The organism is Bradyrhizobium japonicum USDA 6, from assembly GCF_000284375.1.
Taxonomy (GTDB): domain Bacteria; phylum Pseudomonadota; class Alphaproteobacteria; order Rhizobiales; family Xanthobacteraceae; genus Bradyrhizobium; species Bradyrhizobium japonicum.
In genome coordinates, this window is record NC_017249.1 from 5,059,375 (window position 1) to 5,076,019 (window position 16,645).

The following is a 16,645-nucleotide window of genomic DNA, read 5'->3' on the forward strand; positions in this document are numbered from 1 at the left end:
CGCACTGGTGCGGGCGATCCAGTATTCCAAGGGCGGCGGTCGCCGCGCCGAGAAGCTGCCTCGAACCGTGGCGTATTGAGGCTTTTGTGTCCGGACAATCAATTTTTGAAAAACAACCCCATGCAAAGTAGCCGATGGCTGTCGGTGGGATGTCCTACTGTTCTGAATCTGCTTCGGTTTTGATGACGCCGCGGACATCGCGAGGCTTGCTGGCGACCCCGCGCCATCGTGAATGACCCAACCGGGAGCCTTTGATCTAGATCAATCTCGAAGAGTGGCATTCCGTTTCCGTAGCGGCGCAGGCCAATGACGCTCGGGTCCGGAGATCGCCATGAAGCTGGCTGATGCGAAATCGCCGCCTGATTCCGGACAATCGGTCCAGCATCCGGCAGGTGAGGGAATGCTGTACGTGCCGGGCGGCACGTTTCGCATGGGGTCGGATCGGCACTATCCGGAGGAAGCGCCGGTCCACCGTGTCACCGTGGATGCGTTCTGGATGGATTGCCATCCAGTGACGAACCGGCAATTCAAGGCGTTCGCCAAGACAACCGGCCACGTCACCGTTGCCGAGATTCCACCCGATCCAAAGGACTATCCCGGAATACTCCCGCACATGGTCTATGCGGGCTCCCTGATGTTCTCTCCGCCCGCGTATCCGGTCGATCTCCGGGACTTCAGCCAGTGGTGGACCTTCGCCAAAGGCGCGGACTGGCGGCACCCCTACGGGCCGGGCAGCGACATCCGTGGGCTGGACGATCATCCCGTCGTGCATGTGGCCTTCAGCGATGCGCTCGCCTACGCAAGATGGGCCGGCAAGGATTTGCCAACCGAAGCGGAATGGGAGTTCGCGGCGCGCGGCGGGCTGGATGGCGCCGAGTTCGCATGGGGAGATGAATTTGCGCCCGGGGGCCGTCACATGGCCAACACCTGGCAGGGCGAATTTCCACGCCAGAACACCGGGGACGACGGGTATGAACGGACATCGCCGGTTACGGCATTCCCGCCGAACGGTTACGGGCTGCACGATCTGATCGGCAACGTCTGGGAGTGGACGTCCGACTGGTACTCGCCTCGGCATGAGGCCGACGCTGCAAAAGCCTGCTGCATTCCAGAGAACCCGCGCGGCGGCCGCGAGGCCGATAGCTACGACCCCAGAACGATCAACGTCAAGATTCCACGCAAAGTCATCAAAGGCGGCTCGCATTTGTGCGCGCCGAATTACTGCCGACGCTACCGGCCGGCTGCGCGGCATGCGGAGCCGATCGACACATCCACGAGCCACCTTGGATTTCGGTGCATCAGGCGAGGTGTCTCTAACGCATCATAACGGGAGAGCGAGGCCATGTTGAATTGCATATTCAATGACGAGCTTTCGGTCGCAACGCCACGCAAGACGCAAAGCTGGATCAGACGGTCCTGCGCAGCGCTGCTCGGTGCGACGATGTTAATACCATCCCCTGGGTTGATCAGCACTCCGGCGACCGCACAGCCGGCGCAAAAGCCCAACATCCTCTTCATCATGGGTGACGACATCGGCCTGTACCAGCCAAGCATCTACCATCGCGGCCTGATGGTCGGGGAGACGCCCAACATCGATCGCATCGGCAATGAAGGCGCGATCTTCACGCATTACTATGCCGAGCAGAGCTGCACCGCAGGTCGGAACGCCTTTTTCACCGGTATGCACCCGCTGCGCACGGGCATGATTCCTCCGCAGCTTCCCGGCAGCCCGTCCTATCTGCGGCCCGGCACCCCGGCGCTCGCCAAGTTCCTGCTTGATCTCGGCTACAACACCGGCGAGTTCGGCAAGAACCATCTCGGCGATCACACCGACGCGCTGCCGACCGCGCATGGCTTCCAGGAATACTGGGGCTATCTGTACCACCTCGACGCCATGCAGGGCGTGAGCTTCCCGGACATCAACAAGTCGCCCACCCAGCAGACGGTTGCCCCGCCATGCAAGAACACGCCGATCCCCGGCATCCCGGAGGTGCCGGGCGCGGTCGATCCGAAAACGGCGGTTTGCCTGACGCCCCCGCGCAACGTCCTGTCGTGCAAGTCGGACGGTTCATCCAGGACACAGCAATGCATCGATCAAGGCCCGCTGACCCTGGAGCGATCGAAGGGCGTCGACGAGGAAATCTCGGCCAAGGTCATCGACTTCCTCGATCGCAACGATCCGAAGACGACGGGCAAGCCTTTCTTCGTCTGGTACAACCCGGCGCGCATGCATATCACGACCGTGCTGAACGACAAATACGCGGCCATGGTCGGCGAGCCCGGTGGCAAGGACTGGGGCCTCAACGAGGCCGGCATGAAGCAGCTGGATGACAATATCGGCTATGTGCTGAAGAAGCTCCAGGACATGGGCCAGCTCGACAACACGATCGTGGTGTTCACGACCGACAACGGTGCCGAAACCATCACCTTTCCGGACGGCGGCACCACGCCGTTCAAGGGCGGCAAGCTGAGCACCTGGGAAGGCGGCATGCGCGCTCCGGCGCTTGTTCGCTGGCCGGGGGTCATCAAGCCCGGCACCATCAAGAACGACATCTTCGCGTCACTCGACTGGCTGCCGACGTTTGTCAGCATCGCGGGCGGCGCAAAGGGAGACGCGCTGAAGAAGCGCATCGAGGCCGGCCAATATCCCGGCATCGTGAAGACAACGCTCGATGGCGTCGATCAGACCGAATACCTTTCCGGGCGTTCGGAAAAGTCGGCGCGCGATACCTTCTTCTACTATTCGGGCAAGGATCCGTCGGCGGTCCGCTACAAGAACTGGAAGATCTACTTCACGATGGTGTCCGACGCGCCGCAGGGCTTCATTGCCGGAGCGCTTCCTTATCACTGGGCCCAGGTCGTCAACATCAAGCGAGACCCGTTCGAGACTTCCATTGGTGCACAATACAAGACACTCATGGGCCTCGGCGGCGTCATCGGCTCCCCTTCTACAGCCTACGTGTATGACTGGAACATGCTGCCCATCGGCCAGGCGCTCTGGCTGAAGGAACTCGAGACCTATATTCCGTACCCGCCGCTGCAGGACCCGGCGAGCTACAACCTCGAGCAGGTGCTGCAACAGGTCAAGCAGGCCAAAATTGCCGGTCGCAGCGACTAGCGGCGTGCGACGAGTGTGATCCGACGAAGCGGGCGCCCCACGACGGGCGCCCGCCAACGGAATGGCAAGCAAGTGATCAAGGAGGCCGCGCCGGGCCGGTTGACACCTCCATAAGCGACGTCGGCCTCCGATGCATCAAGCGAACAGAGCCAGTTGCATCACAAGGGAGAGGAGCACGTCATGAGTAACAAGATTCCGCCGGAAGAATCCCACGACGTTGCGCCGCAATCGGGCGCCGGAATGAAACGCCGCGATCTGCTGCTGAGCGGCAGTTCGCTTGTCGCCGCTTCGGCGCTCTCGGCTGTCGGGCTGACAACCACAGCGCAAGCACAACAACAGGCGGCACCCGCTGCGGCCGGTCGGCGGCCGAACATCGTCGTCATCATGGGCGACGATGTCGGTTGGTTCAACATCGGCGCCTACCATCGGGGAATCATGTCGGGGAAGACACCGAACCTCGACAAGCTGGCCTCTGAAGGCATGATGTTCACGGACTATTACGCCGAAGCCAGCTGTACGGCGGGCCGGGCCAACTTCATCACCGGCGAGTTGCCGATCCGAACCGGGCTGACGACCGTGGGCCAGGCGGGTGCCGACGTCGGCATCCCGGCACAGGCGGCGACGCTTGCGACTGCCCTGAAGGCACAAGGCTATGCCACCGGGCAGTTCGGCAAAAACCACCTCGGTGACCTCAACAAGTATCTCCCGACCCTGCACGGCTTCGACGAGTTCTTCGGATACCTGTACCACCTCGACGCGATGTCGGACCCGTACTGGTACTCGTTCCCCATCGACGAGAAATACTACAACACCTACGGCCCGCGCAGCGTGATCCACAGCTATGCCACCGACACGGAGGATTCGACCGAGATGCCGCGTTGGGGCAAGATCGGCAAGCAGAGGATCGTCGATGAAGGCCCTCTGCCGCCGTTCCCGGACATGTCGAACGTGCCGAACATGCACGACTTGCCGTTCCTGAAGCCAAAATACGACATGACGACCTTCGACGAGGTGTTGGTCAAGGCTTCCACTGACTTCATGTCCAGAGCCAAGAGGGACGGCAAGCCGTTCTTCGTCTGGCACAATACCACGCGCATGCACGTCTGGACGTTTCTCTCCAAGAAGTACAGCTCGATGCAGAACAGCCAGACGAACTACGGTCTTGAGGAAGCCGGCATGACGCAGATGGATGACAGCATCGGCGCACTGATGAAGCATCTCGACGACATCGGCGAGGCCAACAACACCATCTTGATCTTCACGACCGACAACGGCGCGGAAGTATTCACGTGGCCGGATGGCGGCATGACGCCATTCAAGAACACCAAGGGCACCGTCGGGGAAGGCGGCTTCCGCGTACCTTGCATTATCCGGTGGCCGGGCCAGATCAAGCCGGGCACGGTCGAGAACGGAATCTTCTCCGGCCTCGATTGGTTCCCCACCCTGATGGCCGCGGCGGGCAACCCAGACATCACCACTCAGTTGCTGAGGGGCGTGAAGCTCGGCGAGCGGACCTACAAGAATCATCTCGATGGCTACAACCAGATGGATCTCCTTACTGGCAAGGGACCATCCAAACGCCAGGAGATTTTTTACTTCGGCGGCCCGCATCTGGGCGCGGTTCGCTTGGACGATATGAAGTTTACGTTCTTCGTGCAGCCTTGGGGGTGGCCGGGTGAAAAAGTCACCACGGACATGCCGCTCCTGACCAATCTCAGACAGGATCCATTCGAGAGGTTGTCGATCATGCGTGGCGAGTCGCTGAACACCGGGTCCCCTGGCTACATGAACGAGTTCTTCGCCCGTGAGTTCTGGCGCTTCGTCCTGGTGCAGCAATATGTCGAGAAGCTCGCGTTGACGGCGGTCGACTATCCGCCGATGCAGGACCCGGCTTCCTTCAACCTCGATGCTGTCAAGAAGAAGATCGACGAGATGATCAAGCACCGCGAGGGCCAGTAAGCCACTCGCAACGCTGGAGGTCGTCAAGGCGCAGGTCGAGAGGGCCATGCTGACGTTAGGGGCGGCGGCAGCAGGTGCCTATCCTGCTATGGCGCCGCCTGCGGCTAATACCCGTACCCACCCTGCTACTGAGGAGGATACATCATGAGCAATGACGAGAACTCGAGGAAAGTGGAGAGCACTGCGGAGAAAACCAGCGGAGGATTGAAGCGTCGCGATCTATTATTGAGCGGTAGTTCGCTCGTCGCCGCCTCGGCGCTCTCGGCTGTGGGGCTGACAACCCCGGCGCAAGCGCAGCAGCCGGCACCAGCGCCCGCAGCGGCCGGCCAGCGGCCGAACATCGTCTTCATCATGGGTGACGACATCGGCTGGTTCAATATAGGTGCCTATCACCAGGGTATCATGGCCAGTCGGACACCAAACCTCGACAAGCTCGCCGCAGAAGGCATGCGCTTCACCGACTATTACGCCGAGGCGAGCTGCACCGCGGGTCGCGCCAATTTCATCACCGGCGAATTGCCGATCCGCACCGGCCTTACCACCGTCGGCCAGGCCGGGTCTCCCATAGGCATGCCGGCGCAAGCGCCAACCATCGCGACCGCGCTGAAATCCATGGGGTACGCTACCGGACAGTTCGGCAAGAACCACCTTGGCGACCTCAACGAATTCCTGCCGACGGTGCACGGCTTCGACGAGTTCTTTGGTTACCTCTATCACCTCGACGCGATGGAAGATCCGGCCCACCGCAACTACCCCCAAGCGCTCTTGGCGACAGTCGGTCCCCGCAACATGGTTCATTCCTGGGCGACCGACGTCGACGATCCGACGGTGCAGACGCGCTGGGGTAAGATCGGCAAGCAAAAGATCGAGGACTCCGGACCGCTTTATCCAAAGCGGATGGAGACGGTGGATGACGAAATCCTGAAGATCACGTTCGACTTCATCGACAAGGCCAAGCGGGACAACAAGCCGTTCTTCGTCTGGCTCAACCCGACCCGCATGCACGTCGTCACGCACCTTTCGGAAAAATACGAGAACATGCGCAACTCCGAAAACGGCTGGTCGGTTTCCGAGGGCGGATTCGCCCAACTGGACGATATCGTCGGCGCCGTCATGAAGAAGCTCAAGGACGAGGGCTTCGACGACAACACGATCGTCGCGTTCACAACCGACAATGGCGCGGAGAACTTCACCTGGCCCGATGGCGGACAGACGCCATTTGCAGGCGGCAAGGGAACGGCCATGGAAGGCGGTTTCCGCGTGCCCTGCATGATCCGCTGGCCGGGCAAGGTGCCGGCGGGAAAGGTCGAGAACGGCATTATCTCCGGACTCGACTGGTTCCCGACCTTCGTCGCCGCAGCGGGCAATCCGAATATTGCCGACGAGTTGAGGAAAGGAAAGCAACTCGCCGGCAAGACCTACAAGGTCTACCTCGACGGGTACAACCAGATGGACCTGATTACCGGAAAGGGCCCGTCTGCCCGCCACTCGGTCTTCTATTTCACCGAGGGCACACTGAGCGCGGTGCGTATCGACGACTTCAAATATCGCTTCACCGATCAGCCAAGCGGCTGGTTGGGCGCCACGGTCAAGGTTGATTGGCCGATCCTCACCAATATCCGCCTTGATCCCTTCGAACGCACGAACATGCCCAACGGCGCGCAGGGGTCGTTGGCATTCTATAACTGGTTTGTTTACGAGTTCTGGCGGTTCCAGTTCGTGCAGCAGGAGGTCGGCAAGCTCGCCCAGACGGCGATCGAGTTCCCGCCGATGCAGAAGGGGCGAGCTTCAACCTGGAAGCGGTCAAGGAGCAGATCGAAAAGGCCATGCAGTCGCAGGCTGGCAAGTAGCAGATAAATATGAGGTGAGCGGGCGCTCCGCGTCGGAGCGCCCGCTTCAGGCCTTCACAATCACTGCCTTCACTGTTGAAAGGGACCAGCCATGGCGATGCCTCGGGCTTTATTCGGCGTCAACCGCCGCATCCTGCTGTCGTCGCTGGCGATGCTTCCATTGCTCTCTGCCTCGCTTCGCTCGACCACGGCGGAGGCTCAAGCGCAGCGCGATCCGCTTCCCTCCTGGAACGACGGCGCGACCAAATCGTCAATCCTCGACTTCGTCGCGCGTGTCACGACGCAAGGCGGACCCTATTTCGTACCGCCTGATCAGCGCATCGCGACCTTCGACAATGACGGCACACTATGGGTCGAGCAGCCGATGTATGTGCAACTGGCCTTCGCCCTCGACCGCGTGAAGGCCATGGCGCCAATGCATCCGGAATGGAAGACCAAGCAGCCGTTCGCGGCGGTGCTGGACGGCGACCTGAAGGCGCTTGCGGCTTCAGGCGAAAAAGGATTGGTCGAAATCATCGCCGTGACACATGCCGGCATGACCACGGCGGAGTTCGAGAAGATTGTCACGGATTGGCTGGCGACCGCGCGCGATCACCGCTTCAAGCGGCCGTATACCGAACTGGTCTATCAGCCGATGCTCGAACTGCTCGCCTATCTCCGGGCCAGCGGCTTCAAGACCTTCATTGTGTCAGGCGGCGGCATCGAATTCATGCGGCCCTGGACCGAGCGGATCTACGGAATACCGCCGGAGCAGGTTGTCGGATCGTCGATCAAGACCCGATTCGAGATCAAGGACGGTGCGCCGACGCTCTTCCGGCTGCCCGACATCAACTTCATCGATGACAAGTCCGGCAAGCCGATCGGCATCAACGAGCACATCGGCCGCCGTCCCATTGCCGCGTTCGGCAACTCCGACGGCGATCTCGAAATGCTGCAATGGACGACGCTCGGCGCCAGCGGCGCGCGGTTCGGCCTGATCGTCCACCATACCGACGCGGAACGTGAATATGCCTACGATCGCGACTCGCATTTCGGGAAACTCGACGTCGCGCTCGACGCTGCAGCGCTGAACAGGTGGACCGTCGTGGACATGAAGAAGGACTGGAAGCGCATCTTTGCCTTCGACTGACATGCTCTAAGGACCCATAAGTGCCATCTAGACGGCCATAGCCCTTGGCTGGCATCGCGTTGCAGCAAGAGACGCCAGGGAACGGCAATGCGAGCTTGCTTTTTTCTCACTCGTTGGTGGGGCCGAAAATAGAATCACTGGCACAAACTGCATACTCAACATTTCCAGCCATGTGAGGGTTGCAGCAAGTCTGCCGTGGCAACCGGTCGGACTTGGGTTACCGAATGTGGCTCTTTGGTCGCAGCATTGATCTTTCTTACGACAGATCTATCCCCGTTGAAGTTTACATGATGAGCCCCGGTCGCCTCGGGGGTACGCTGCTGTCGCCGAGTTGTATTCGGAGGCGACACATCTTACGAGGCACGACATGACAGGGAGCATTGCACTGGCTGCGGGGCAGAGTGAGCGACCGAGATCAGCAAGTCGACGCAGACTTGGCGTTGCTGCATTCGTCATGGCACCGTCGATTATGTTTTTTTCCCATTGTGCGTTGGCCGATGAAAACGGCGTCAGTTTCTGGGTGCCCGGCTTCTTTGGAAGCCTCGCGGCGACGCCGCAGCAGCCGGGGTGGTCGCTGGCGAATATCTACTACCATACCTCCGTATCGGCCGGCGCCGACGTCGCGCGTGCACGTGAATTTTCGCTCGGCAGGGTTCCGGCCAACCTGACCGTAAACGCAAACCTGAATTTGAGTGTCAACGCCACCGGCAATCTGGGCTTTGTGATCCCGACCTATGTCTTCGAGACGCCGGTGCTCGGCGGCCAGGCGTCGGTGTCCCTCATAGGAGCCTATGGCGTTGTCGGCACCAGCCTGGCGGGGACCTTGTCAGGCGTGCTCACGGGGCCGTTCGGCAACAGCGTCCCCTTCGCGCGGTCCGATACCATCAGCGACACGACATGGGGCTTTGGGGATCTGATCCCGCAATTCGCATTGCGCTGGAACGCCGGCGTCCACAACTACATGACCTATATCACCGGCGACATCCCGGTTGGCGCTTACCAATCCGATCGCCTGTCGAATATAGGCATCGGACACGGCGCGATTGATGCGGGCGGCGGCTACACCTATTTCAATCCGCAGACCGGCCACGAATTCTCCGGCGTGCTTGGCTTCACCTACAATACCAAGAATACAACGACGCAGTATCAGAGCGGCGTCGACATGCACTTCGACTGGGGTGCATCGCAGTTCCTGTCGAAGCAGGTCATGGTTGGCCTCGTGGGCTATGTCTACAAGGAGCTCGGCTGCGACAGCGGTTCAGGCGACCGTGTCGGCTGCTTCCAGTCCCAGGTGGTTGGAGTCGGTCCGCAGGTCGGATTCCTGTTTCCGGTCGGCGACATGCAGGGCTATCTCAATTTGAAAGCTTACGGCGAGTTCGCTGCGGAAAACCGGCCATCGGGCTGGAATACCTGGGTCACCTTCTCTATCTCGCCGCCCGCGCCCGGAGCACCTCCGACGACAAAGCCCATCGTCAGAAAATACTAGCAGCAATCAAGCTGCGGCTTGTCAGTTTGCTGATCATTCTTTGCAACACGCGGGCAACCGGTGGCACCTGGTCTCCGTCGAAGCTCTTGCGGTGACCACCACCGAGGCCGTAGTGCCGGCGCGTAGCAGGCGTCGCCTTCGCGCGCGATTCCTTTGCGATCTCGCCCGCCGCGCCTGAAAGTGCCGTCACGCCGACCCGGCACATGGTGACAAAGCATGGCACGCGCCTTTCTGGGAAAGACAGCCGTAACCGGGTTGCGATCCGACCGCTAATTCACCGTCAGCTTCACGCCGAGCCGTCCCGCTAGCTCCTGCACGAACTGCCAGGCAACACGGCCCGAGCGCGAGCCGCGCGTGGTCGACCATTCCAGCGCCTCGCGCTCCAGCGCCTCGTCGTCGACCTCAATGGCGAAATGGCTGCAATAGCCCCGCACCATGGCCAGATACTCGTCCTGGCTGCACCGGTGGAAGCCGAGCCATAGTCCGAAGCGATCCGACAACGAGACCTTCTCCTCGACCGCTTCGCCGGGATTGATCGCGGTCGAACGCTCGTTCTCGATCATCTCGCGCGCCAGCAGATGGCGGCGGTTGGAGGTGGCGTAGAGGATGACGTTTTCGGGGCGGCCCTCGATGCCGCCTTCGAGCACCGCCTTGAGCGACTTGTAGGACGCATCATTGCCGTCGAAGGACAGGTCGTCGCAGAACACGATGAAGCGGAAGGACGAGGCGCGAAGCTGTTCCATCAGCGCGGGCAGGCTCTCGATGTCCTCGCGGTGGATCTCGATCAGCTTCAGCTTGTCGGACGGTTTGCGCTCCGCGTTGATGCTGGCATGCGCCGCCTTCACCAGCGACGACTTGCCCATACCGCGCGCGCCCCATAGCAGGGCATTGTTGGCCGGCAGGCCATTGGCGAAACGCTCGGTGTTCTCCATCAGGATGTCGCGCATCCGGTCGACGCCCTTCAGCAGGAACAGCTCGACGCGGCTGACCCGCGGCACCGCAGCGAGGCGGCCGTCGGGGTGCCAGACATAGGCGTCCGCCCGCTCGAACGATTCGCGTTCGACGGCCGGCTTGCCCTGGGCGGCGAGGTGCGCCGCGATCGTCTCCAGCGCGCGGACGATACGATCCTGGGAGAGGTCCGGGGCTGCCTTATCGACGGCCTTGGGGGGGGCCTTGGGACGTTTTGCCGCGACGCGGGCAGGCATCCTGGCAGGGGTACGGGGGCCTTTGCCGGCCGGGCTTTTGCTTGGTTTTTTGGGCATGTCCGAAGTTCCTGAGAATGCAGCCTTATCGGGCCTGAGGCCGCGCCGCAAGGTGGCCAAATCGCCGGTCTGGCAGCGTTGCAATTGGGGCAATGGCCGCTATAGTCCGCGCGAATTTGACCGAACCGGTCGGCTTTGAGGGCCTGACCGGTTTTCCCCCGTTTCCGCGAGGATCGTCCGAATGCTGATTACCCCTGCGTATGCCCAGGCCGCGGGCGCCGGCGACACCAACAGCATGTTGATGTCGCTGCTGCCGTTCGCCCTGATCTTCGTGATCATGTACTTCCTGATTCTGCGTCCGCAGCAGAAGAAGGTGCGCGACCATGCCGACCTCGTGAAGAACATCCGCCGCGGCGACACCGTCGTGACCTCCGGCGGCCTCGTCGGCAAGGTCACCAAGGTCGTCGATGACGACCAGATCGAGTTCGAGATTTCCGACGGCGTGCGCGTGCGGCAGATGCGCCAGATGATCTCCGGCGTGCGCGCCAAGGGCGAGCCGGCCAAGGAGTCCAAGGATAGCAAGGAAGCAGCCAAGGACGACGCCGCGTCGAAGTGAGCGCTTCCGCGAGCATCCCAATCTCCTGATCTGACAGGTCCAGTCGATGTTGTATTTCACGCGGTGGAAGGCGCTCGGGATTATCCTGACGGCGCTGATCGTGTGCCTCTGCGCGGTGCCGAACTTCTTCCCCGAGGCGCAGGTCAAGACCTGGCCCGCCTGGGCGCAGCGCCGGCTCGTGCTCGGCCTCGACCTCCAGGGCGGCTCCTACCTGCTGCTCGAGGTCGATTCCAGCTATGTGAAGAAGGAGAGGCTGGACCAGGTCCGCGACGACGTCCGCCGGACGCTGCGCGATGCCAAGATCGGATTCACCGGCGGCGTGACCGTGCGCAACGACGCGGCCGAGGTTCGCATCACCAAGGAATCCGACGTGCAGCCGGCGCTCGCCAAGCTGCGCGAGCTGTCCCAGCCACTGGGCGGACTGATGGGATCCAGCGGTCAGCGCGACCTCGAGGTGACCGATGCCGGCGGCGGCGTGATCCGCCTGACGATTCCGCAGGCTGCGATGCTCGACCGCATGCGCAAGACGATCGAGCAGTCGATCCAGATCGTCGAGCGCCGCGTCAACGAGCTCGGCACCGTCGAGCCCGTCATCCAGCGCCAGGGCAACGACCGCATCCTGGTGCAGGTCCCCGGTCTTCAGGATCCGACCCGCCTGAAGGAATTGCTCGGCAAGACCGCGAAGATGGAATTCCGCATGGTCGATACGTCCGTGCCGCCGGATCAGGCGCAGCAGGGACGGTTGCCGCCGGAATCCGAACTGCTGATGAGCGCCTCGCCACCGCCCACGCCCTATGTGGTCAAGAAGCAGGTGCTGGTCGCCGGTGGCGACCTGACCGACGCCCAGGCGAGCTTCGACCAGCGCACGGGTGAGCCGGTCGTCAGCTTCAAGTTCAACACCTCGGGCGCGCGCAAGTTCGCGCAGGCCACGCAGGAAAACGTCGGGCTGCCCTTCGCGATCGTGCTCGACAACAAGGTGATCTCGGCGCCCGTCATCCGCGAGCCCATCACCGGTGGCCAGGGCCAGATCTCCGGCAATTTCACGGTGCAATCGGCCAACGATCTCGCGATCCTCTTGCGCGCCGGCGCGTTGCCGGCGCCGCTCACGGTGGTCGAGGAACGCACCGTCGGTCCGGGCCTCGGCCAGGACTCGATCGAGAAGGGTGAGCTTGCGGCCTATGTCGGCTCGATCCTGGTCATCATCTTCATGCTGCTGACCTACCGGCTGTTCGGGGTGTTCGCGAACATCGCGGTGGCGATCAACGTCGCCATGATCTTCGGCCTGTTGTCGCTGCTCAACGCCACGCTGACGTTGCCCGGCATCGCCGGCATCGTGCTCACCGTCGGCATCGCGGTCGACTCCAACGTGCTGATCTACGAGCGCATCCGTGAGGAGCTGCGGGGCGGCCGCAATGCGATTTCGGCGATCGACGCCGGATTCAAGCGGGCGCTTGCGACCATCCTCGATTCCAACATCACCACCTTCATTGCCGCCGCCGTGCTGTTCTACATCGGCACCGGCCCGGTGCGCGGCTTTGCCGTGACGCTCGGCATCGGCATCATCACCACGGTGTTCACCGCCTTCACGCTGACCCGGCTGATCGTGGCCTGGTGGGTGCGGTGGAAGCGGCCGCAGAGCGTGCCGATCTAGGAGCTAAGACCGTGACTCACTACGTTCTCATCGGGCTTGGCATTCTCATTGCCGTTCTCACCGTGGTCGCAGCGCTCGGGCTGCTGCCTTCGCTGCGCATCGTCCCGGACGATACGCATTTCGACTTCACGCGCTTCCGCCGGATCAGCTTCCCGATCTCGGCGGCGCTGTCGATCGTCGCGATCACGCTGTTCTTCACCCATGGCCTGAATTTCGGCATCGATTTCCGCGGCGGCACTTTGCTGGAAGTGCAGGCCAAGTCCGGCGTCGCCGACATCGCCGCGATGCGCACGACGCTCGATGGCTTGCGTCTCGGCGAGGTCCAGCTGCAGCAGTTCGGCGGCCCCGAGAACGTCCTGATCCGCGTCGCGGAGCAGCCGGGCGGCGACGCCGCCCAGCAGGAAGCCGTGCAGAAGGTGCGCGGTGCGCTCGGCGATTCCGTCGAATATCGCCGCGTCGAGGTGGTGGGACCGCGCGTTTCCGGCGAGCTGCTGGCCTACGGCATGCTCGGCCTGATGCTCGCGATCGTCTCGATCCTGATCTACCTCTGGTTCCGCTTCGAATGGCAGTTCGCGCTCGGCGCCATGATCGCCAACGTGCACGACATCGTGCTGACGATCGGCTTCATGTCGATCAGCCAGGTCGATTTCGACCTGACCAGCATCGCGGCCCTTCTGACCATTCTGGGCTACTCGCTCAACGACACAGTCGTCATCTACGACCGTATCCGCGAAATGCTGCGCCGCTACAAGAAGATGCCGATGCCGCAGCTGCTCAACGAGTCGATCAATTCGACCCTGTCGCGCTCGATCATCACCCACTTCACCGTGACGTTGGCGCTGCTGGCTCTGCTGCTGTTCGGCGGCCATGCCATCCACAGCTTCACGGCGGTGATGATGTTCGGCGTGGTGCTGGTCGGCACCTATACCTCGATCTTCATCGCGGCCCCGATCCTGATCTATCTCGGCGTCGGCGAGCATCGCGAAGATGCGCCCGATACGGCTACGCCCGCGAAGAAAACAAGGCATGATCCGAACCGCGTGCCCTCGCAGGCGTTTGCGAGGGCAGTAAGCTCATTCGGACGAAGCACATGGCCGGCGATCCCAACGCACCGCATTTTCCCCGCTCGGCGCCGATCGAAGCCTATGGTAAGGGCGGCTTCGCCTTTACCGGCATGTCGCATCGGGGATCGCTGCTCTGCCTGCCCGACGCGATCTGGGCCTGGGACGTGACGGACCCGACGAAGATCGACCGCTATTCGCTGGATCGCGTCTTCACGGCGGCCAACAGCATCGACACGCTTCTGATCGGCACCGGAACCGGCGTCTGGCTGCCGCCGCCGGACCTGCGGCAGGCGCTGAAGGCGGTGAGGGTGGTGCTGGATACGATGCAGACCGGTCCCGCCGTGCGCACCTACAACATCATGATCGGCGAGCGGCGCCGCGTCGCGGCCGCGCTGATCGCCGTGCCATGAGCAGCGCTGCGCCTCCGGCCGATTCCGTCACCTTCTGCGCCGGCCTCGTGCGCAGCCATGACTTTCCGCGCTATGCCGCAACGCTGTTTGCGCCGGCCGCCGAGCGCCAGGCGCTGCTGGCGCTCTATGCCTTCAATGTCGAGATCGTCCGCGTCCGCGACCAGGTGAGCCAGCCCTTGCCCGGCGAAATCCGCCTGCAATGGTGGACCGACATGCTGTCGGGCCATGTCCACGGCAGCGCCGAGGGCAATCCGGTGGCGGCAGAGCTATTGCGCGCGATCCGCGATTTCGACCTGCCGGTCGAGCCGTTGTCGCTGCTCGCCGACGAACATCAGTTCGATCTCTACAACGATCCGATGCCGACCATGGCCGCTCTGGAGGGCTATCTGGACGCGACCTGTTCGGCATTGTTTGGCCTCGCGGCGCGGGTCATGGCGCCACCTTCGGAGGCGGCCGAGCATGTCGCAAGGCATGCAGGGCTCGCCCAGGGCATCGCGCAGGTGATCGCGAATCTGCCGCGCGACTCGGCGCACCGGCAACTGTTCCTGCCGCAGCAGCTGCTGGCGGCCCATGGCTGCCAGATGGAGGACGTGTTCGCCGGCAAGGAGACGCCGAATCTGCATGCGGTGCTCAGCCAGCTCGTGGGCGAAGCCGAGCAGCATTTGACGACGGCCTTGTCGCTGTTGCCGGAGGTGCCGGCGCCGGCACGGCCATCGTTTCTGCTGCTGAGCCAGGTGCGGGGTGACCTCAAGCGCCTGTCGCAACCCGGGCGCAATCCGTTTGCGCCGCAGCCCCCGTCGCGGCTGCACACGCTGTGGACGCTGTGGCGGGCTTCACGTTCTCGGGAATTTACCAAATAGCGGCCGGCTTATCGCCTCAAACGGCCAAATGCTCTATGCTGTCCTATGGCTGAGTTGTCCCAAAACACGTCCCCCAATCTCGGCGGCTTGCCGGTCGCTCTGGGCGACATTCATGCCGCCGCCGATATCATCCGCGGCGCCGTCGTCGAGACGCCGTGCAGCTACAGCCGCACGCTGAGCAACATTTGCGGCTGCGACATCTGGCTGAAGTTCGAAAATCTCCAGTTCACCTCCTCGTTCAAGGAGCGGGGGGCGCTCAACCGGCTCACCGCGCTGACCCCGGAGGAGCGTGCGCGCGGCGTCATCGCGATGTCGGCGGGCAACCACGCGCAGGGCGTCGCCTATCACGCCAAGCGGCTCGGCATTCCCGCCACCATCGTGATGCCGGTCGGCACGCCAATGGTGAAGGTCGAGAACACCAAGCACCACGGCGCCGAGGTGGTGGTGACGGGCGCGACGCTGGAGGAGGCGGCCGCCTATGCGCGCAGCCATGGCGAGGCCCGTGGCATGATCTTCGTCCACCCCTACGACGACCCGCTCGTCATCGCGGGGCAGGGCACTGTCGGGCTCGAAATGCTGAAGGCGGTGCCGGAGCTCGACACGCTGGTGGTCCCGATCGGCGGCGGCGGCCTTATCAGCGGCATCAGCATTGCCGCGAAATCGATCAAGCCGACGGTGCGGATTCTTGGCGTCGAGGCGTGGCTCTACCCCTCGATGTACAACGCCATCCATGACGGCAATCTGCCGGCGCGCGGCGACACGCTCGCCGAAGGCATCGCGGTGAAATCGCCGGGCAAGATCACGACCGAGATCGTCCGCCGCCTCGTCGACGACATCGCGCTGGTGAACGAAGCCGAGCTCGAGCGTGCGGTCGCGACCCTGATCTCGATCGAGAAGACCGTCGTCGAGGGCGCCGGCGCCGCCGGACTTGCCGCGCTGATGTCCGATACGTCCCGCTTTGCCGGCCAGAAGGTTGGCCTCGTCCTGAGCGGCGGCAACATCGACACGCGGCTGATCGCCTCCGTCCTGACGCGTGAGCTGGCGCGCGAGGGGCGGCTGACCCAGCTGTCGCTCGATATCCCCGATCGGCCGGGGCAATTGGCTGCCGTCGCCTCACTGCTGGCCGAGGCCGGCGCCAACATCATCGAGGTCTCGCATCAGCGCACCTTCTCGGATCTGCCGGCCAAGGCGACGCTGCTTCAGCTCGTCATCGAAACCCGCGACAGCGCGCATCTCGACGAGGTGATGGCCAAGCTCGGCGCATCCGGCTTGAGCGCGCGCTGTACCTGAGCGGCGCGCC

General features: G+C 62.8%; 11 protein-coding genes and 2 pseudogenes. 12 read left to right on the forward strand and 1 reads right to left on the reverse strand.

Annotation, left to right across the window (positions count from 1 at the left end; all coding sequences use genetic code 11):
* Positions 1-331 precede the first annotated feature (331 nt).
* The 6 genes and pseudogenes from BJ6T_RS23950 to BJ6T_RS23975 all read left to right on the forward strand — a co-directional run bounded on the left by BJ6T_RS23950 (position 332) and on the right by BJ6T_RS23975 (position 9,542).
* On the forward strand, positions 332-1,327 hold the full coding sequence (locus BJ6T_RS23950) for a formylglycine-generating enzyme family protein (RefSeq protein ID WP_014495060.1): 996 nt from the start codon (positions 332-334) through the stop codon (positions 1,325-1,327).
* 15 nt (positions 1,328-1,342) lie between these two features.
* Positions 1,343-3,118, forward strand: a complete 1,776-nt coding sequence (locus BJ6T_RS23955) for an arylsulfatase (RefSeq protein WP_014495061.1) — start codon at positions 1,343-1,345, stop codon at positions 3,116-3,118.
* 180 nt (positions 3,119-3,298) lie between these two features.
* Entirely contained in the window at positions 3,299-5,077 is a 1,779-nt protein-coding gene (locus BJ6T_RS23960; protein WP_014495062.1) for an arylsulfatase, read from the forward strand.
* 144 nt (positions 5,078-5,221) lie between these two features.
* Positions 5,222-6,927, forward strand: a pseudogene (locus BJ6T_RS23965) (arylsulfatase).
* 151 nt (positions 6,928-7,078) lie between these two features.
* Positions 7,079-8,056, forward strand: coding sequence for an HAD family hydrolase (locus tag BJ6T_RS23970; protein WP_370151667.1), 978 nt, complete (start codon positions 7,079-7,081; stop codon positions 8,054-8,056).
* Positions 8,057-8,525: 469 nt separating this feature from the next.
* Positions 8,526-9,542, forward strand: a complete 1,017-nt coding sequence (locus tag BJ6T_RS23975; protein WP_014495065.1) for a SphA family protein — start codon at positions 8,526-8,528, stop codon at positions 9,540-9,542.
* A 269-nt stretch (positions 9,543-9,811) separates the two neighbouring features.
* Here the strand turns inward: BJ6T_RS23975 and BJ6T_RS23980 are convergent, their stop codons facing one another.
* The gene (locus tag BJ6T_RS23980) at positions 9,812-10,804 is read right to left on the reverse strand and encodes an ATP-binding protein (protein WP_028169486.1); all 993 of its coding nucleotides are present in this window, start codon (positions 10,802-10,804) and stop codon (positions 9,812-9,814) included.
* A gap of 181 nt (positions 10,805-10,985) precedes the next feature.
* Here BJ6T_RS23980 and yajC point away from each other — a divergent pair, with 181 nt between their 5' ends.
* From yajC to BJ6T_RS24010, 6 genes and pseudogenes are all read left to right on the forward strand, one after another.
* The gene (yajC, locus tag BJ6T_RS23985; protein ID WP_014495068.1) at positions 10,986-11,360 is read left to right on the forward strand and encodes a preprotein translocase subunit YajC; all 375 of its coding nucleotides are present in this window, start codon (positions 10,986-10,988) and stop codon (positions 11,358-11,360) included.
* 46 nt (positions 11,361-11,406) lie between these two features.
* Positions 11,407-13,011: a protein translocase subunit SecD gene (secD, locus tag BJ6T_RS23990; RefSeq protein WP_014495069.1), complete on the forward strand. Its 1,605-nt coding sequence runs from the start codon at positions 11,407-11,409 to the stop codon at positions 13,009-13,011.
* An 11-nt stretch (positions 13,012-13,022) separates the two neighbouring features.
* Positions 13,023-14,036: pseudogene (gene secF, locus BJ6T_RS23995) on the forward strand (protein translocase subunit SecF); the annotation flags it as partial.
* A 65-nt stretch (positions 14,037-14,101) separates the two neighbouring features.
* Entirely contained in the window at positions 14,102-14,485 is a 384-nt protein-coding gene (locus tag BJ6T_RS24000) for an Mth938-like domain-containing protein (protein WP_028169488.1), read from the forward strand.
* Positions 14,482-15,345, forward strand: coding sequence for a phytoene/squalene synthase family protein (locus BJ6T_RS24005; RefSeq protein ID WP_014495072.1), 864 nt, complete (start codon positions 14,482-14,484; stop codon positions 15,343-15,345). The genes BJ6T_RS24000 and BJ6T_RS24005 overlap by 4 nt, the downstream gene beginning before the upstream one ends.
* Before the next feature lie 45 nt (positions 15,346-15,390).
* On the forward strand, positions 15,391-16,635 hold the full coding sequence (locus BJ6T_RS24010; protein ID WP_014495073.1) for a threonine ammonia-lyase: 1,245 nt from the start codon (positions 15,391-15,393) through the stop codon (positions 16,633-16,635).
* Positions 16,636-16,645: the final 10 nt, after the last annotated feature.